This is a genomic window from Marinobacter antarcticus (assembly GCF_900142385.1).
Classification (GTDB): domain Bacteria; phylum Pseudomonadota; class Gammaproteobacteria; order Pseudomonadales; family Oleiphilaceae; genus Marinobacter; species Marinobacter antarcticus.
Genome location: NZ_FRAQ01000001.1, coordinates 1,065,382 through 1,082,920 on the forward strand (window position 1 = coordinate 1,065,382; position 17,539 = coordinate 1,082,920).

General features: G+C 55.4%; 16 protein-coding genes. 1 reads left to right on the plus strand and 15 read right to left on the minus strand.

What is annotated here, in order from left to right:
• The 12 genes from BUA49_RS04955 to BUA49_RS05010 all read right to left on the minus strand — a co-directional run bounded on the left by BUA49_RS04955 (position 1) and on the right by BUA49_RS05010 (position 13,709).
• A complete protein-coding gene (locus tag BUA49_RS04955) occupies positions 1-1,581 on the minus strand; it encodes a cation:proton antiporter family protein (RefSeq protein WP_072796021.1) in 1,581 nt (526 codons plus the stop codon).
• A 101-nt stretch (positions 1,582-1,682) separates the two neighbouring features.
• Entirely contained in the window at positions 1,683-2,630 is a 948-nt protein-coding gene (locus BUA49_RS04960) for an alpha/beta fold hydrolase (protein WP_072796022.1), read from the minus strand.
• Between the two features lie 106 nt (positions 2,631-2,736).
• Positions 2,737-4,023 carry a phosphoribosylamine--glycine ligase gene (gene purD, locus BUA49_RS04965; protein ID WP_072796023.1) on the minus strand — a complete coding sequence of 429 codons (1,287 nt, stop codon included), beginning with the start codon at positions 4,021-4,023 and terminating at the stop codon, positions 2,737-2,739.
• A gap of 34 nt (positions 4,024-4,057) precedes the next feature.
• Positions 4,058-5,638: a bifunctional phosphoribosylaminoimidazolecarboxamide formyltransferase/IMP cyclohydrolase gene (gene purH / locus BUA49_RS04970; RefSeq protein WP_072796024.1), complete on the minus strand. Its 1,581-nt coding sequence runs from the start codon at positions 5,636-5,638 to the stop codon at positions 4,058-4,060.
• An 84-nt stretch (positions 5,639-5,722) separates the two neighbouring features.
• Positions 5,723-6,040, minus strand: a complete 318-nt coding sequence (gene fis, locus BUA49_RS04975) for a DNA-binding transcriptional regulator Fis (RefSeq protein ID WP_072796025.1) — start codon at positions 6,038-6,040, stop codon at positions 5,723-5,725.
• Positions 6,037-7,035, minus strand: coding sequence for a tRNA dihydrouridine synthase DusB (gene dusB, locus BUA49_RS04980; protein ID WP_072796026.1), 999 nt, complete (start codon positions 7,033-7,035; stop codon positions 6,037-6,039). The genes fis and dusB overlap by 4 nt, the downstream gene beginning before the upstream one ends.
• Before the next feature lie 224 nt (positions 7,036-7,259).
• On the minus strand, positions 7,260-8,543 hold the full coding sequence (locus tag BUA49_RS04985) for a DUF3426 domain-containing protein (protein WP_072796027.1): 1,284 nt from the start codon (positions 8,541-8,543) through the stop codon (positions 7,260-7,262).
• 62 nt (positions 8,544-8,605) lie between these two features.
• Positions 8,606-9,502, minus strand: a complete 897-nt coding sequence (gene prmA / locus BUA49_RS04990; protein ID WP_072796028.1) for a 50S ribosomal protein L11 methyltransferase — start codon at positions 9,500-9,502, stop codon at positions 8,606-8,608.
• A 28-nt stretch (positions 9,503-9,530) separates the two neighbouring features.
• Positions 9,531-10,877, minus strand: coding sequence for an acetyl-CoA carboxylase biotin carboxylase subunit (gene accC, locus BUA49_RS04995; protein WP_072796029.1), 1,347 nt, complete (start codon positions 10,875-10,877; stop codon positions 9,531-9,533).
• Between the two features lie 18 nt (positions 10,878-10,895).
• Positions 10,896-11,357 (minus strand): acetyl-CoA carboxylase biotin carboxyl carrier protein, encoded by a 462-nt coding sequence (accB, locus tag BUA49_RS05000; RefSeq protein ID WP_072796030.1) that lies wholly within the window; start codon positions 11,355-11,357, stop codon positions 10,896-10,898.
• 27 nt (positions 11,358-11,384) lie between these two features.
• Positions 11,385-11,825, minus strand: coding sequence for a type II 3-dehydroquinate dehydratase (aroQ, locus tag BUA49_RS05005; protein WP_072797678.1), 441 nt, complete (start codon positions 11,823-11,825; stop codon positions 11,385-11,387).
• Between the two features lie 270 nt (positions 11,826-12,095).
• Complete coding sequence (locus BUA49_RS05010) at positions 12,096-13,709, minus strand: diguanylate cyclase (protein WP_072796031.1); 1,614 nt, start codon at positions 13,707-13,709, stop codon at positions 12,096-12,098.
• 222 nt (positions 13,710-13,931) lie between these two features.
• Between BUA49_RS05010 and BUA49_RS05015 the strand changes: the two genes are divergently transcribed.
• The gene (locus BUA49_RS05015; RefSeq protein ID WP_072796032.1) at positions 13,932-14,984 is read left to right on the plus strand and encodes a DUF2333 family protein; all 1,053 of its coding nucleotides are present in this window, start codon (positions 13,932-13,934) and stop codon (positions 14,982-14,984) included.
• A 67-nt stretch (positions 14,985-15,051) separates the two neighbouring features.
• Here the strand turns inward: BUA49_RS05015 and ppa are convergent, their stop codons facing one another.
• The 3 genes from ppa to BUA49_RS05030 form a co-directional block, all read right to left on the minus strand.
• Entirely contained in the window at positions 15,052-15,579 is a 528-nt protein-coding gene (ppa, locus tag BUA49_RS05020; protein WP_072796034.1) for an inorganic diphosphatase, read from the minus strand.
• A 102-nt stretch (positions 15,580-15,681) separates the two neighbouring features.
• Entirely contained in the window at positions 15,682-16,290 is a 609-nt protein-coding gene (locus BUA49_RS05025; RefSeq protein WP_072796036.1) for a Yip1 family protein, read from the minus strand.
• Between the two features lie 87 nt (positions 16,291-16,377).
• Positions 16,378-17,517: an acyl-CoA dehydrogenase family protein gene (locus tag BUA49_RS05030; protein ID WP_072796038.1), complete on the minus strand. Its 1,140-nt coding sequence runs from the start codon at positions 17,515-17,517 to the stop codon at positions 16,378-16,380.
• Between the last annotated feature and the right edge of the window lie 22 nt (positions 17,518-17,539).

A 17,539-nucleotide genomic window follows, 5' to 3' on the forward strand; every position in this document is an offset into this window, starting at 1 on the left:
TCAGCTCGACCTGCCTGAAGCCAGCGCCGGTGCGGCCGGAACCCTGTCCAGAAGGTGACTGGCCAAGGCTACGCCGGTTTCACTCATGGTCAGGTAGGCATCATCGGCGCCGGCTTCACGAATGCGCTCGGCTTCATCCGCATACATGGTGTGGGCAACGATATAGCCGGTAAAGCCCAGTTTTCGCAGCATTCGGGCCGCGATCAGTTTGGCCTCTATATCGCTCATGGCAAGAACAACGGCTTCCAGGGATGGCATATGGAGCGCCTCCCAGAAGGTGTTGTCTTCGGCATCGGCATAGACAACGTTCCGCCCTTTTGCCTGGTGTCGTGCCACTTTAGGGAGGTCAGAATCCAGTGCCATCAGCCTTGCTTCTGACGTTTTCAGCCAGTCATAGGCAGCCGTGCCGGTTCGCCCCATACCCATAACCAGAACGCGGGTGTCGCCAAGAGAAACAGGCAGCTCATCGGGGTGCCGCTGGTGACTCTCGAAGCGCACAAGGCGATGGCTCAGACGCTCATACAGTGGGTGTGCGATCCGGTTAAGCGGCGCGGAAATCAGAAAGGATAGCGCCACCGTTATTGCAAGAGGCACCAGCCACTCCGGCAGTGCAATGCTGGCGACGATCAGCCCGAATTCACTGTAGTTGGTGAGGGCCAGCGAGGTCAGAAAGCCGCTGCGGGCCCGCAGACGGAACAGCAGCATCAGGAAGAAAAACAAAATACCCTTTAAGGGCAAAACCAGTGCTGCGACTACGGCAAAGATAATGGCATTGGCATCCGGCAAACCCCCTATGCCGATCTGCAAAAAGAAGCCAACCAGGAAAACTTCCTTCACACTCCACAAGGATTTTGCCAGCTCCTGGCTGCGAGGATGGTTCGCAAGAATGGCGCCGAAGATGAGGGCGCCCAACTCTGAGCTAAGCCCTACGGCTTCAAAGCCCATGCCGCCAATAACCAGTGCCAGGAGCATACCCAGTAGAACCAGAAGTTCGTCGTGGCCGCTGGCATCAAGCAGCTTGAACAGTAGCGGCCGCAGCAGTGGCAGGCCGAAGACAATCAGTGCCCACTGCGATGGCGACTGGCCTGCAGCCAGGCTCATCACCAGCAGCGCAATCAGATCCTGCATGATCAGAATGCCGATGGACACCCGGCCGTGGAAGGCTCTGAGCTCGCGTTTGTTTTCCAGTACCTTTGCGGCCAGTACGGTAGACGAGAACGACAGGGCAACGGCCAGCAGAAAGGCAATGTACCAGCTGATATCCAGCAGCAGGTAAAGGCCGGGTGTAAATACGAGACAGGTGATTGCAAAGTGCAGCAGGCTGCCGCCGATGACTTCCGGGCTGATAACCGACTTGAGTTTGAGCTTGAGGCCGACGGTGAACAGCATCAACAGCACGCCCAGGTGGGCGATATGAGCCAGTACTGATGTGGGCTCTGCAGAGATGCCGATAGATGGGTTTGCTGCCAGGCCACTGAGCACAAAGCCCGCCGCCAAGTAACCAACCAGCGGCGGCAATCCGACGGCCTTCATCAAAAGGCCGAGGCCGAATGCAAAAGAAATCCAGATAGCTTCAGGCATGAGAGATTCTTTCAGGGGAAACGGATCATGTTACGTCTAAGGCTACCTTGTTTTCCCCGACCGTTGAAGCCGATAGCCACAGAACCTCGTGCCAGCAATCCTTACCCGGCGTTTGAAATGTGGGGTTTGGCAAACTCCAGGAACAGCCGGGCCGACTCTTCCGGCGCCTCGATCATCGGCGCGTGTCCGATCCCGTCCAATACCTCCAGTCGTGCACCGGGGATGGCATCCACAAAGACTTCGCCGTTACGATAGTCAATCACACGGTCTTCCTTGCCCCAGACTACCAGTACCGGGTCCTTGATGCGGGTAATGGTATTGCGAAAATCCGGTTCGAAGCCGGCGTCCCGGATTGCGGCAAAGATCACTTCATTCACCTTCCGATTGGCAATGGCCTGCTCTTCCATAACGCCAAGAATGGGCCAAGGAACAAAAGGCTTTTTCACAAGCGCAAAATCCATCAGACGCTCGAAATCGCCGGGTTTGGAGGGGATAAGCGGATTGTCTCCAGCGACTATCAGATCGACCAGTTCGCTCTCATACTGGACGATGCCAGCCGGGTCGAACAGTACGGCAGTTTTGATCTGTTCCGGATAAGTGGCGGCATAGAGAGCAGTAATTGCACCGCCCATGGAGTTGCCCATCATGTGCATTTCTTTTATGTTGAGAGCCTTGAGAATACGGGCAAGATGGCTGACTTGTTGTTCCAGTCGGTAACCGAGATCCAGCGGCTTGCTGCTTTCACCGTGGCCCGGGAGGTCTATGGCATAAACGTTGAAATCATCTGTGAGCTCCCGGGCGATGCGGGTCCAGTTATCCTTGTTGGCACCAAAACCATGAACCAGCACGATGGTATCGCCGTTATTCATCTCTGAATTGCGCAGATAAGCAATTTCCAGCTCGCCCACAGTGATAGTGTCAGCCTCTAGCCCGGCAGCGGAACGTTCCAGCCCGATAGCCGTTTCGTAAATGCCATGACGGGAGCAGGCGCTTACAAGCAGAATGGATAAAAGTAGAAAAAAGGCGGTAACGGGAGATTTTTGCAGCATCTGAGTGGTTCCTGGCTATGTGTGGTATGCGCCTCGGGGCGAGTGGTTTCACGTTACCCCATAAAAAAGCCCGGTCAATGGCCGGGCTTTAATTCAGGGCGTAAGATTACGCCTGCTCGCGGGCAATGGCCCGATAAGCAATGTCGTTGCGGTAAAACGCGCCATCCCAGCGTATTTTCTCAGCAAGCTTGTAAGCTCGCTGCTGAGCCTCCGTCACGGTGTTGCCTAATGCGGTTGCGCAGAGAACCCGGCCGCCACTTGTGACCACCTGATTGTCGTCGAGTGCGGTTCCTGCATGGAACGCCTTCTCGCCCTCGGTCTCCGTTTCTGGCAGACCGGAAATGGCATCGCCTTTGTTGTAGTTGCCGGGATAACCACCTGCGGCCAGAACAATACCTACGGCGGCGCGTTCGTCCCAGTCAGAGCTGCATTGGTTCAGCTTGCCATCAATGGCAGCCTGGCAGAGTTCAACGATGTCCGATTTCATACGCAGCAGAATAGGCTGGGTTTCCGGATCACCAAAGCGGCAGTTGAATTCGATGACTTTCGGCGCTCCGTTGGTGTCGATCATCAGGCCCGCGTAGAGGAAGCCTTTATACGGGTGGCCTTCTGCTGCCATACCGCGCACCGTTGGGTAGATTACCTCGTCCATGATGCGCTGGTGCACCTCGGCGGTCACCACCGGGGCAGGAGAGTAGGCTCCCATACCACCAGTGTTTGGGCCGGTGTCACCGTCGCCCACGCGCTTGTGATCCTGGGAGGTGGCCATGGGCAGCACATGCTCACCATCTACCATCACGATAAAGCTGGCTTCTTCGCCGTCCAGGAATTCCTCAACGACAACACGGCTGCCAGCGTCGCCAAAAGCGTTACCTGCAAGCATGTCCCGGATGGCGTTTTCGGCTTCCTCAAGCGTCATCGCAACAATGACACCTTTGCCAGCGGCAAGGCCGTCTGCTTTTACAACAATGGGTGCGCCTTGTTCACGAACATAAGTCAGGGCTTCGTCGACGTTTGTAAAGTTGCCGTAGCCGGCGGTAGGAATCTTCTGGCGCGCAAGAAAGTCCTTGGTGAATGCTTTTGAGCCTTCCAGCTGCGCCGCGCCGGCGCTGGGGCCGAATACGCGCAGGCCTCGTTCTTCAAAGAGGTCCACTATGCCGGCCACTAGAGGTGCTTCCGGCCCAACGATGGTGAGACCGACCTTATTGTCAGTGGCAAATGTGGCCAGGCCTTCAAGGTCCAGAACGTCTATGTTGACGTTCTCAACACCCGGCTCGCGGGCGGTACCGGCGTTGCCCGGTGCTACGAAAACCGTATCCGCATCCGGAGACTGGGCCGCTTTCCAGGCCAGTGCGTGTTCACGCCCACCGTTGCCGATTACCAGAATATTCATATCTCGTTGCCCTGTACGTTTACAAAGTGTTGTATCAGTGCCGGAAATGGCGCATACCGGTGAAGACCATGGCAATGCCATGTTCGTTGGCGGCGTCGATTACTTCCTGGTCGCGCATGGATCCGCCAGGCTGAATGACGGCGGTAATGCCGGCTTCAGCGGCAGCATCAATGCCGTCGCGGAACGGGAAGAAGGCATCAGAGGCCATGACTGAACCTTTCACTTCCAGATTCTCATCGGCGGCTTTGATGCCAGCAATTCGGGCGCTGTAAACGCGACTCATCTGGCCTGCGCCAACACCAATCGTGCGGCCTGAGCGAGCATAGACAATGGCGTTGGATTTCACGTACTTCGCCACTTCCCAGGCAAACAGCAGATCGTTCAGCTCGTGTTCGGTTGGTTGGCGAGTGGTCACAACTTTCACGTCGGCCATAGCCACCATGCCCAGATCGCGATCCTGAACCAAAAGACCGCCGGTTACGCGCTTATAGTCCATGGTCTGGACACGATCACCGCCGAGTTCGCCGCAGGCCAGAAGGCGTACATTCTTTTTGACCCTGACCAGTTCGACCGCTTCCGGGGTGATAGTGGGAGCGATAATAACTTCCACAAACTGGCGTTCAATAATCGCCTTGGCGGTTTCTGCATCCAGCTCCCGGTTGAAGGCAATAATGCCGCCGAAGGCCGAGGTGGGATCGGTCGCGAACGCCAAGTCATAGGCCTGGCGAATATCGGCACCGATCGCCACGCCGCAAGGGTTGGCGTGTTTGACGATAACGCAGGCCGGATCCGCGAAGGGCTTCACACACTCAAGGGCGGCATCGGTGTCTGCTACGTTGTTGTAAGACAGCTCTTTGCCCTGTAGCTGCTTTGCTGTGGCAACACAGGCTTCTTTCGGGTTGCGCTCCGCGTAAAAAGCCGCGCGCTGGTGAGGGTTCTCGCCGTAACGCATGTCCTGCACCTTGATATACTGGCTGTTGAAGGTGCGCGGGAAATCGGCGTTGTCGTTGTCTGCTGTGCGGCCGCCAAGATAGTTGGCAATGGCGCCGTCGTAACCTGCGGTATGCTCGAATGCCTTTACCGCCAGATCAAAGCGAGTGCTGTGGCTCAGCTGGCCATCGTTGTCATCCAGCTCTTTCAGGACCCGACCGTAGTCTGAGGCGTTTACCACAATCGCAACGTCGTTGTGGTTCTTGGCTGCGGCGCGAACCATGGTGGGGCCGCCAATGTCGATGTTTTCGATGGCGGTAGCAAGGTCGCAGTCCGGATTGGCAACCGTGGCTTCAAAGGGATAAAGGTTCACCACAACCACATCGATTGGATTGATGCCGTGCTCGCTCATCACGGCATCGTCTGTTCCGCGACGGCCGAGAATGCCGCCGTGAATTTTAGGGTGCAGGGTTTTTACCCGGCCGTCCATCATCTCCGGGAAACCGGTGTAGTCAGAGACTTCGGTTACGGGAACACTGTTTTCTTTCAGAAGGCGAAAGGTGCCTCCGGTGGAGAGCAGTTCGATACCGCGGTCGGTGAGGGCGCGCCCAAACTCGACGATGCCGGATTTATCACTGACGCTGATCAGTGCGCGACGGACGGGGGTGTTAGCCTGGTTTGCCATGGGGTCACATCTTCACTTGGGGTGAACGAAGGAGGGCCTCGCGAAGGGTATCCGGGAGGCCCTCATCAAGTCAGGGTGTTTCGATTATAGCAGACCGTACTGCTTAAGCTTCTTGCGCAGGGTTCCGCGGTTCAGGCCGAGCATGGCGGATGCCTTGGTCTGGTTGTTGCGGGTGTATTTCATTACCTGCTCCAGCAGCGGTGCTTCCACTTCGGAGAGCACCAGTTGGTAAACCTCCGTAACGGGTGCACCATCAAGCTGGGCGATGTAATTTTTCAGGGCCACCTCAACGTTATCGCGCAGGGTAACGGTGGTGCCGCTGCTGTTCACCGTTTGCAATTGGTGAATGTCATCGTTGGCCGGGGGGTTCAAGGTGCTATTTGCCAAAGTCTCAGCGGTCATGCTGCGAATACCTCTCCATTTCGTAAACCTGAAAAATACTGTTGGATACTGTCTTTCTGTTCCAGCGCTTCGTTTAGCGCATTGAAGCGATTACGGAACTGTTTGCCGGGGTCGTGAGACTGCAGGTACCAGCCCACGTGTTTTCTGGCAATGCGCACACCCATGAGCTCTCCGTAAAAGCTATGCAGGGCGTCCAGGTGTTCGCTTAGAATCTGTTCCACTTCATTCAGTGGGGGCGCCGGAAGGTGCTGACCGGTTTCAAGGAAATGCAGTATTTCCCGGAAAATCCATGGGCTGCCCTGCGCGGCACGACCAATAAGCAGACCGTCGGCGCCGGTATACTTTAGAACCCAGCGGGCCTTCTCAGGTGATGTGATATCACCGTTGGCAAATACCGGAATGCCGACGCTGGATTTCACTTCAGCAATGGTGTCGTACTCTGCATCGCCGTTGTATTTGTCAGCGCGGGTACGGCCATGAATCGCTAGCGCCTGAATGCCGCTGTCTTCGGCCATACGCGCAATGGCCAGTGCGTTACGGTTGTCCTCGTCCCAGCCGGTGCGCATTTTCAGCGTAACGGGGATATCAACTGCGCTAACGACCGCTTCCAGTATTTCCCGGACCAGATTCTCATCTTTCATCAGCGCCGAGCCGGCTGCTTTGTTGCATACTTTTTTAGCCGGGCAGCCCATGTTGATGTCGATAATCTGGGCGCCAGACTCAGCATTTAGCCGGGCCGCATTCGCCAACATTTCCGGGTCACCGCCGGCGATCTGAACAGATCTGGGTTCTGGCTCCCCGGTATGGTCCATGCGGGTTCTGGATTTGCGCGTATGCCAGAGTTTGCTGTCTGCGATTACCATTTCCGACACCGCCAGGCCTGCGCCCATTCTGCGGCAGAGCAGCCGGAAGGGTCGGTCTGTCACACCCGCCATGGGTGCAACGATCAGCGGATTGGGCAGAGTGTACGGCCCGATTTTTGCCATTGGCAACATGATCTGAATCCGTATCACAGCAGATTAAGCAAAAGTCGGAGCGAATCGGTTGTTTAATAAATAACCGACGCGGATTCCGAAGGGCGCTAATGATACCGCCGAGGGCACTGTGATTGAAGGGGCAGGGAGGCGAAAAAACTGATTATTTTTCGCTCTTTCTGGTTGACTTTTGTTCTATGAAGTGGCGACTGACGTACCTGCCGGGTTATCGCCGGCAAGCAGTCTCAGGGCATATGGGGGCGGAAGCTGATATTGTAATTAACGGCATCACGGCCCGGGTCACGAATACTTATCGCAATGCGAACCGGTGTTTCCGCCGGCATGATTTCGAGTTCTTCAGCCTCGCCGGCAAGGTATTCCGACGGGGTGAAAACACTCTGGGCAACAACGTCTCCATTCAGGTTGGAGAAGGTCAGAGCAATGGCCGGGAAGGGTTGTTGAAAGTCCGCCCGATTGATGATCACCGCATCGACGATCAGTTGGCTGCGGTTTTCAGGGTCGGTGCGAACAACCATTTTACGGCTCTTGATTGCATCAACATTGATCAGCGGTTTCAGTTCGCAGCCGGCCAGCTCGCAGCCCTTTTCATAGAAGGGCCGAAGCTCCGGTATCGCGGATAGCCGGTCAAACTGGTACCAGGTCACCTGCGCAACCAAAGCACCCACAAGACCAAGCACAATGACTGACCAGATCAGGGTGCGCAGCCAACTTCTGTTGTTACCGCCCAGAGATACGGGGTCGCGCCTGAGATCGCCAAACGGCGTGCTCGCTGCGAAGGGTTCGTCCCGTTGCGGGCTATCACTTTCTGATTCAGCCCCATGTTCATCGGCAAAGGACTCAAACGCAGGGTCGGGCTGTTCTTCAACATAAAAGCCCGGGGCGTCTCCCTGCGGGTGCTCTGGAATGCTCTCTGATGCTATGTCGGCACTTGACTCACCGGTTTCAGGTGAGGGCTCTTGTTGTCGTTCTGCTGGTTGTGGCTCTGATTCCGGTTCTGCCCGCGGCTTCCCGGTCTCTGGCGCGGGGGGCGCTTTTGCCGGTGCGCTATCCTCCTGGAGAATGGCCTCAGCCCAGCTTTCATCGACGTCTTCAGCAAGATCTTCGTCGCCCGAATCATCCCGCGAGGAAGAGTCCCGGTCGTCGAAGCTACGAAAACTATCACTTAGCTCGTCATCGGAAAAAGTCAGCCTGGTGCCGGCATAGCGGCCTTCCGCAGCATCTTCCTCGGGGTTGTCAGCAAAGATGAAGTTGTCTTCAATTATGTCGCTGGTCAAGCCGGTGGCGGAGCGCGCTGGTGGGGAAGGCTCTGCTGGCACCCTGCTGCTCGTGTCAGAGGGTACCCCTTGTGCACTGCCAACGCCGCCCGTCACCTGGTGCTCGACTGCATTGAAGACATCCATGCAGTGGCCACAGCGCACCTTGCCCTTGGCAATGCCAAGCTGCTCATCGGTAACCCGGAAACGGGTACGGCATTTTGGACACTGGGTCTGCAGACTGCTCTGGGTCATGCTTCGTTCCTGAAAGCGACTGAACTACGAGTCTGGGAGTTTAGTCGTTAAGACAGCCTTCGTCATCTGTCGTTACGGCGTCCTGTGAGGCGTATCCACTCCTCACGCTGCTCCGGCTCATCCATAATAAACCAGGGTTCATAGGCAGCCATCACCTCGCGGGCCTGGTTTGACAGAATACCTGAAAGCACCAGATCACCCCCGGGGTTCGTCAGTGCTGCCAGATGCGGCGCCAGGCCAATCAGAGGCTGCGCGAGGATGTTTGCGAGCATGACATCGGTTTTGGCGTCTGGCTCGTTTTCCGGAAGATAAAGATCAAGTCTGGCTTCATCCACGCCATTACGGCGGGCGTTTTCCCGGCTGGACTCCAGTGCCTGGGGGTCGGTGTCTACACCAACAACATGGTTTGCGCCCAGTAACAGTGCCGCCAGGCCCAGTATTCCGGAGCCGCAACCATAGTCGATAACCTGCTTGCCATTAATATCCTGTCCGTCCAGCCACTCCAGGCAAAGGGCGGTGGTCGGATGGGTGCCCGTGCCGAAGGCGAGGCCGGGGTCGAGCATCAGATTAGCGGCGTCAGGGTCTGGCGCCTCATGCCAGCTTGGCACTATCCAGAGGCGCTTGCCGAACTGCAACGGGTGAAAGTCATCCATCCAGGCTCGTTCCCAGTCCTTGTCTTCAACCAGGGTAACGTCAATGTTCGCAAGGGATTGCTGAGTTTGCTGGTGCCAGACATTACGCACATCCGTGCACAACTGATCGATGTCCCGGTCTGATTGAAAGAGCCCGGTAACGGTGGTCTGGCTCCAAAGCGGTGTGGTGCCAGGATCAGGTTCGTAGAGTGGCTGGTCTGCTGCATCTTCCATGGAGACGGCGTCGGCGCCCATCTCCATAAGCAGATCCTCAAGCTGATCCGCAGTATCGGGATCAGCCGGGATCTGAAGTTGTATCCAGGGCATAGGTCTTCCTGCATTGTGATGCAGGATGTTAGTCCCGCATCAGTTTCTCAAGGTAATGGATGGTGAAGTCTACCGTTTTAAAGCCGCCGTCGCGCACCAGTTTCCGATGCAGAGGCTGATTGGTTTTAATTCCGTCGACCAATAGCTCGTCCAGGGCGTTCTTCATGCGCCTTCTGGCTATCTGTCGATCGTCGCCCCAGGTGATCAGCTTGGCAATCAGTGAGTCGTAAAACGGAGGTACCGTATAGCCACTGTAAAGGTGTGAGTCCACCCGAACACCGTTACCGCCGGGGGCGTGAAAGTGCGTCACTTTACCGGGGCTGGGAACAAATGTTGCGGGGTCTTCCGCGTTGATGCGGCACTCCATAGCGTGGCCCGTGATATGGATATCTTCCTGCTTGTATTGAAGCGGCAGACCGCTGGCGATGCGCAGCTGTTCACGAACGATATCAACACCGGTGACCATCTCGGATACTGGATGCTCCACTTGCACGCGAGTGTTCATTTCAATGAAAAAGAACTCGCCGTCCTGATACAGGAACTCGAAGGTACCAGCGCCGACATAGCCGATTTCCTTACACGCATCCACGCAGGCTTTGAGTGTGCGTTCGCGGGATTCCGCGTTGATGTTCGGAGCCGGCGCCTCCTCTATCACTTTCTGGTTGCGGCGCTGCATGGAGCAGTCACGGTCGCCCAAGTGGATGCAGTTGCCGTGCATGTCGGCCAGAACCTGAATCTCTACGTGGCGCGGAGTCTCCAGAAATTTTTCCAGATAGACAGTGGGGTCGCCAAAAGCATTTTTTGCCTCGGTCTGGGTAATCTGAACGCTCTTGAGCAATGCTGCTTCGGAGTGAACCACTTGCATGCCGCGACCGCCGCCGCCCGAGGCCGCCTTGATCATCACTGGGTAGCCGATTTTGCGAGCAACTTGCAGGGTGCGCTCGTCATCATCGGTCAGTGGGCCGTCGGAACCCGGAACTGTGGGTACTCCGGCGCGAATCATCGCGCTAATGGCAGATACTTTGTTGCCCATCAGGCGAATGGTTTCTGCTCTGGGGCCGATGAAGCGGAAGCCGCTTTTTTCGACCTGTTCGGCAAAGTCGGCATTTTCGGCAAGAAAGCCGTAACCTGGATGGATACCTACGGAATCCGTTACTTCAGCAGCGCTGATAATCGCCGGAATATTGAGGTAACTTTCCAAGGGGCTGTTTGGGCCGATACATACGGATTCATCGGCCAGGCGCACGTGCATCAGATCGCGGTCAACCTTTGAGTGAACCGCTACGGTTTTGATGCCGAGCTCCTTGCAGGCACGCAAGATCCTGAGGGCTATTTCACCTCGGTTTGCGATCAGAACTTTTTCTAACATGGCCATGAGTAGCTATCACCGGGTTCAGGAAATGATTAACAGCGGCTGGTCAAATTCCACGGGCTGACCGTTCTCAACCAGGATTTCAGTGACCGTGCCGCTCTTGTCGGCTTCAATCTGGTTCATCATTTTCATGGCCTCTACAATGCAGACGACCTCGCCGGCTTTAACCTGCTGGCCGATTTCTGCAAACGAATCAGCCGAGGGAGACGGCGCCCGGTAAAAGGTTCCGACCATCGGGGAACGCAGCGCATGTCCGCTGTGGACGGTTGTTTGCTCGCTATCTTCCTGGACGGGGCCCGGGGTTTCAGCAGCCGGAGCATGTTGGGTCGGCGGCGGCGCGTAGTGGCCGAAATACTGGGCGCCGGAAGCCTGTTCACGACGACGGGAGATACGAACAGAATCATCGCCCTCATGAATCTCAAGCTCTTCGACGTCAGACTCCTCGAGCAGTTCTATCAGTTTCTTGACTTTGCGAATATCCATAATTATTCCAGTCCCGTTTTGTCAGGTCTATCGGTGAGTTCGTTGCATAGCGGCTTGAAGCGCGAGTTCGTATCCCTGGCTGCCCAATCCGCAGATAACGCCTTCGGCGATATCGGAAAAATAGGAGTGATGGCGGAATGCTTCACGCGCATGCACATTAGAAAGATGCACTTCTATAAATGGAATCCCTGAGGCCAGTATGGCATCCCGTAAGGCGATGCTGGTGTGAGTAAAGGCGGCAGGGTTGATAATGATAAAATCCACGCCTTCTGCCCGGGCTTCGTGAATCCGGTCGATAAGCTCGTATTCGGCGTTCGACTGCAGGTGCAGCAGATGGTGATCGTTATCTGTTGCTCGCTTCCGCAACCGGTCGTCAATATCCGCCAGAGTCTCGTGCCCATAAACCTCCGGCTCGCGGGTTCCGAGCATGTTCAGGTTGGGACCATGGAGCACGAGAATTGTCGACATGGATGTGTCTACCTTTTTTATCTTTTTAACAGGATCGCCGAAAATAACGGTATTTTCCACCAATGGTGTGTACTTTTTTTTCTTCAGATCAACACTTTTTGACAATGTTCCCTGTTGTCCAGTGGTTGTAACAACACGCCCGTGAAAGCCGAAGTGGGATCCATACTAAGGATAGCAATCATTGTCGTGAACGGCGGGGATGACTTCTATACGACGATGGTTTCATACGGGGCAGCTCGTCAGGGCTGCCCGACCTGCTATCTTCGACGTTTAGTTATCGGCAAGCGTAACGCAGTTGCGGCCATTCTCCTTGGAGATATAGAGCGCACGATCAGCGCGTTCGCACAGAGTCTGGGACGACTCGTTGTTCCAAGCAGCTACGCCGCAACTGAAGGTGACATTGAACTCCCTGTCACCTGCGGGCTGCAGGAGCTCCGAGAAGCGTTCGCGGATTTCGTTGAGAACATTGCGGGCATCACTGGGGCGGGTATCGGGAAGGATGATCGCGAACTCTTCACCACCGTAACGGCCGATATGGTCGGTTTTACGCAGACGCTGCTTGAGAAACATTGAGAGGCTGCGAAGAACACGGTCACCAATGGGGTGCCCGAAGGTATCGTTCACCTTTTTGAAGAAATCAATGTCGATCATCGCAAAGCACAGGGAGTGGTCTTTTTGCCGGGCCCGGACGATTTCCTGATCCAGCAGGTAAAGCGTATGGGTGTGATTGTAGAGCCCGGTAAGGCTGTCACGGATCATGAGGGCGAGCAGTGAACGCGCACGACGACCCCGATTATGGAGTGTCGCAATCAGATGCTTGGGGTCGATTGGCTTGGTCAAAAAGTCATCGCCGCCCAGGCTCATGGCATGCAGTTGCTTGGTGACATCGTCCTCGGCCGAGAGGTAAATGATGGGCACGCTGTGGAACCGGTCCTGCTGGCGGATCACCCGGGCAATCTCCATGCCGGTACAGCCCGGCATATACATGTCGAGAATGATGATTTCTGGAGAAAACATGTCCAGCGAATTAATGATTTCCATGGGATCGGTGATGATGTGTGCGGTCATGCCCGCTCTTTTCAGAACCGTTTCCATGAATTTTGCCTGTGCTCTGGAGTCGTCCAGAACCAGCACCCGGTATGGCTCAACAGTATTGCCGTGGGTATAGGTTTCGATTTTTTCGATAAGCTGGCCCGGATCAACCGCCGGGTAAAAGAATTCTTCGCCGCCGCAGCGGGACGCACGCAGACGGGTCTGAATGGTTCCGTCTTCATCGCTCAGGAAAATAATCGGGATGGGTGTGTCGTGGCGTTCCTGCAAATGTTCAATAGTCGTGATGCCCGCGTTCAGGCTGCCGCCAAAATTAACATCCATCAAGATGGTTTCCGGCTTATGAAGAGCGCAGGCCTCAGTCAGTTCCTCTGCAGAATCAAAGGCAGAAGCGCGGAAGCCGAAAAACTCGAGTTGGCGAATCAGCCTGTTCGCCAACTCGGCGTTCGCAAGCGCGATGTAAACTGGCGTGCGCCGGAACTGATGGGGGGCTTCGGTATTGCTTTGGTCGGTTCGTCGCAGGGTGCTGCGCGCAAGCGCGTCAATGGCATCTTGAAGTTGCCGCTCAGAGGTGTCATCCAGAGGTTTATCCGCTGGCCGGTCCCGGATGAGCCCGAGAATAGTGCGGCCTGCTTCGGCATGGCCCGCCATTTCGAAGCGCTGTGCGTAGCGCACGAGTTTGTCGGAGGCAGACAGAAGCTCTTCACGATGGGCTGGAAATGAATTGTTATTGGTGTGAGTTTTCTGCCAGGTGTCCAGAACAACTCGTGCCTGGGTTGTTACGCGTCGTGCAAAATGCTGCCTGAGTTTTTCTTTCTGGCTTGCGTCGCTCATTGTGCTCCGGCCTGTTTCTTTTCGTTTTGGGCCGTCCCTTGCGGTGTGGACGATTTTCCCAACCTTAGTATGTTTTCGGAGTCTATAGTGTTTAGAGTTGTCGGCGTAGGTTGCACTGTGTAACCGTTTGTCACTTCTGCGGTGTATGTAGAAGGCACCATAGGTTAGGATCCGTATAGACAGTTTGAACAGCCAATTAACAGACAAGGGGCTTAACGTAATATGCCAGGCAAAATCAGACAGTATTTCAGAGACAGGAAGGATGATGCTCAGGATTATGCCGGCAACAGGGGCGTGATCGGCAAATTTGTAGCGGTCGTTCTGCTGGTATATCTGGTGGTGGCAGTGGTGATGGGGATGTACTGGAGCAGCGAGCCGGAGGCGTTCTCAGTGCGCGAGCATACCCGGGCGGTTGCCAATGACATGCAGAGAGAGCCCATAACCGGTTTTGCGACAACTGTAACAATGATTCGTATAGCCGAAACCCTTCTGGACAAGCCGGGCGGTTATATTACCAACGATATTTTTCCGCCGGGCCTGTGGCTGGATAACATGCCCAGCTGGGAATACGGCGTGCTGGTGCAGTTACGCGATCTGTCCCGCGCCATGCGCAGGGACATCAGCCGCTCCCAGAGCCAGTCCGCAGAAGATCCGGATCTGATTATTGCCGAGCCGCAGTTCCACTTTGACAGCGCAAGCTGGGCCATTCCATCAACAGAGGCGGAGTACCGCCGGGGCATCACAGCGCTGAAGCGTTACCTTGACCGTCTTTCCAATCCGGGGCAGGCCAACGCCCAGTTCTTTGCAAGAGCCGACAACCTGAATAACTGGCTGGGTGATCTTGAAACTCGCCTGGGCAGCCTTTCGCGCACCCTTGGTGAGAGTGTTGGCAAAGCATCGGTATCAGAAGCGGTGGCTAATGTTGACTCAGACAACCCGTTGACCGAAGAGACGGGCGGCGGCGATATAAAAACCGAGTGGGCCAAGATTGACGATGTGTTCTACGAAGCCCGCGGCAGCTCTTGGGCATTGCTGCATATCTTCCGCGCGATTGAAGTGGATTTCCGCAAGGTGCTTCAGGACAAGAATGCCATTTCCAGCGTCAAACAGGTGATCATCGAGCTTGAAGGTGCCCAAGGCGATATGTGGAGCCCGGTTATCCTGAACGGAAGCGGGTTTGGTGTTCTGGCGAACCATTCGTTGACTATGGCGGCCTATCTGTCCCGTGCCAATGCGGCGATCAGCGATATGCGAGATCTGCTGTCGCGGGGCTAAAGGTTCTCAGGCAGGAATAAAAAAACCGGGCTGTCATGGCCCGGTTTTTTGCGTTCTGGCGATCGAATCAACCTTTGTAGGCGTTGATCGATTCAACAATGGCTTTCCTTGCGGCGGCGGCGTTATCCCAGCCTTGCACCTTGACCCATTTGCCCGGCTCAAGAGTTTTGTAGTTTTCAAAGAAGTGCCGGATCTGATCGCGGAGCAACGTCGGCAGATCGTCGATTTCCTTCACATCCTCGTAGGAGTTGGTCAGCTTTTTATGGGGTACTGCGACCAGCTTGGCGTCACCGCCTGCCTCATCTTCCATATTCAGGACGCCTACCGGGCGGCAGCGGATCACTGAGCCGGCCTGAATCGGGTAAGGGGTAACAACCAGAACGTCCAGAGGGTCGCCGTCATCAGCCAGAGTATGTGGGATAAACCCGTAGTTTGCCGGGTAGAACATGGGAGTAGCCATAAACCGATCTACAAGCAGAGCGCCCATGTGCTTGTCCAGCTCGTACTTGACCGGAGAGCTGTTGGCCGGGATTTCGATGGCAACATAGATATCTTCGGGTGGGTTTATGCCTGCCGGGATGTTATCGAATTGCATGTGCGATCCTTCCTGAGTAGGTCTCAAGTTTGCATTTAACTGCGATTATAATTTGTGCTCGCAATTATACGGAACTCTCTCTCAGTTCGAAACTAAACTTCTTTAACCCACAAAAACGGGACCCACGAAGAAGTTCCAGATAATCACCGAACCCACGCGGGTAGAAACCAGAATAACCAGCCCTACCGTCAACAGTGCTCCTCCATAGAATACAGCTCTGTCCTGTTCTATACCCATGACGATGGGCAGGCCGTCGTACATCAACCAGGCGCCGTAACATGCGGCTGCCAGAAAGATGGCGGCGTTGAACCAGGGAACAGGGTAAAGCAGTGCAAAACCTGCCAGAAACAGAGGTGTACAGGAATATGCTGCAAGAGCGATGCCGTTTGAGGGTGTGTGTTCTTCCTTGGCACCGTAGGTTCGGGCCATCCAGTTGACCGCGTACCCTAAGGCGAAAACGCCTACCAGCATCGCCAGATAGGTTAATACGCTCAGCTGTAGTGCGCTGATTTCAGTAAGTTTCACGATTCTTTCGCTACCGACTGTCCAGCCAAAGTGAGCAGTTGAAACATAGGCACAAATCGGTGCTATAGATGCCAGAATCAGCACGTAGGCAACGTACACTCTGCGTGGCGTCTCATGTTCTTTCCGAATGGCGGCCCATTCAGCATCCGGTTTTGTGAAAAGTCCAAACGCGTGTGACAGGAGCATGCTAACCACCTCTTATTGCTGTTATAGGTGCTTACTCATACGTCTGCGCCGCTGCGCCAGATTAGCGACTGATCAAAAAATAAACGCTTATAATTTTATCTGTTTGGCAATCAGCTCTTTCATGATCTCGGTGGTACCACCGCCAATAGAAAGAATTTTCGCATCCCGGTACAGGCGCTCAACCACTGATTCACGCATATAGCCCATGCCGCCGAAGATCTGGACGGCCTCGCGGGTCACATTTTCGCACACGTCTACGGAAAAGTTCTTGGCCATGGCCACTTGTGTGATCGGGTTCTTGCCTGCCTGCATAAGAGCTGCGCAGCGGTAGGTGTACTCGCGGGCTATGTCGATCTGTGTCGCCATATCCACCAGCTTGTGGCGAGTCACCTGGAAACCGGCAATGTTGCGGCCGAATGCCTTTCGCTGATTGGCATATTCCAGTGCGGCTTCATAGGCCATCTGGGCTGTCATGTAGGCCATAATGGCGAGCATGAGGCGCTCCGACAGGAAGTTGCTCATGATGGCAATAAACCCTGCGTTCTCCGCGCCGATCAGGCGGTCGGCGGGTACTCTGCAATTCTCAAAGAAAAGCTCCGCTGTATCGCTGGCCCACCAGCCCATTTTTCGTAGTTTTTTGCCCGTAGAGAAGCCAGGCATGTCGCGGTCAATCAACAGTAGACTGATGCCCCCGTGGCCTTCGCCGCCGGTGCGCACGGCAACCGTGTAGTGATCAGCTCGCATACCACTGGTAATGAATGTTTTGCTGCCGTTCACAATGTAGTGATCACCGTCTTTCACAGCACGGGTTTTCAGGTTTGCGACGTCGGAGCCGCCGCCCGGCTCGGTAATGGCCAGTGCCGAGATTTTCTCGCCGCTGAGTACCGACGGTACGATCTGTTCGCGAACCTCTTTCTTTGCCCATTTGGCAACGGGCGGCAGGCCGATGTCCAGGGAGCCCAGACTGGCAACAAAGCCGCCGGAGGTGGAGCGCATCAGTTCTTCGGAAACGGCGACTTTCAGGAACACATCGCCTTCACCCATGCCTCCCAGCGCCTCCGGAAAACCTGCGGCGAGCAGGCCGGCATCGCCCGCCTTTTTGAAGATTTCACGAGGAAACTCGCCGGCTTCTTCCCATTCATCAATATGGGGGAGAACGTGTGAAGTAATGAATTTTCGGGCGCTCAGGCGAACCTGTTCATGGGTATCGTTAAAGTAGTCGGACACAATAAAACCCCTCTGTTCGGAA

What these genes read in the sequence shown, in the direction of transcription:
- BUA49_RS04955 (WP_072796021.1), bottom strand. Translation starts at nt 1,581, where the DNA reads ATGCCTGAAGCTATCTGGATTTCTTTTGCATTCGGCCTCGGCCTTTTG.
- BUA49_RS04960 (WP_072796022.1), bottom strand. Translation starts at nt 2,630, where the DNA reads ATGCTGCAAAAATCTCCCGTTACCGCCTTTTTTCTACTTTTATCCATT.
- purD (WP_072796023.1), bottom strand. Translation starts at nt 4,023, where the DNA reads ATGAATATTCTGGTAATCGGCAACGGTGGGCGTGAACACGCACTGGCC.
- purH (WP_072796024.1), bottom strand. Translation starts at nt 5,638, where the DNA reads ATGGCAAACCAGGCTAACACCCCCGTCCGTCGCGCACTGATCAGCGTC.
- fis (WP_072796025.1), bottom strand. Translation starts at nt 6,040, where the DNA reads ATGACCGCTGAGACTTTGGCAAATAGCACCTTGAACCCCCCGGCCAAC.
- dusB (WP_072796026.1), bottom strand. Translation starts at nt 7,035, where the DNA reads ATGTTGCCAATGGCAAAAATCGGGCCGTACACTCTGCCCAATCCGCTG.
- BUA49_RS04985 (WP_072796027.1), bottom strand. Translation starts at nt 8,543, where the DNA reads ATGACCCAGAGCAGTCTGCAGACCCAGTGTCCAAAATGCCGTACCCGT.
- prmA (WP_072796028.1), bottom strand. Translation starts at nt 9,502, where the DNA reads ATGCCCTGGATACAACTTCAGATCCCGGCTGATCCCGATACTGCGGAT.
- accC (WP_072796029.1), bottom strand. Translation starts at nt 10,877, where the DNA reads ATGGCCATGTTAGAAAAAGTTCTGATCGCAAACCGAGGTGAAATAGCC.
- accB (WP_072796030.1), bottom strand. Translation starts at nt 11,357, where the DNA reads ATGGATATTCGCAAAGTCAAGAAACTGATAGAACTGCTCGAGGAGTCT.
- aroQ (WP_072797678.1), bottom strand. Translation starts at nt 11,825, where the DNA reads ATGTCGACAATTCTCGTGCTCCATGGTCCCAACCTGAACATGCTCGGA.
- BUA49_RS05010 (WP_072796031.1), bottom strand. Translation starts at nt 13,709, where the DNA reads ATGAGCGACGCAAGCCAGAAAGAAAAACTCAGGCAGCATTTTGCACGA.
- BUA49_RS05015 (WP_072796032.1), top strand. Translation starts at nt 13,932, where the DNA reads ATGCCAGGCAAAATCAGACAGTATTTCAGAGACAGGAAGGATGATGCT.
- ppa (WP_072796034.1), bottom strand. Translation starts at nt 15,579, where the DNA reads ATGCAATTCGATAACATCCCGGCAGGCATAAACCCACCCGAAGATATC.
- BUA49_RS05025 (WP_072796036.1), bottom strand. Translation starts at nt 16,290, where the DNA reads ATGCTCCTGTCACACGCGTTTGGACTTTTCACAAAACCGGATGCTGAA.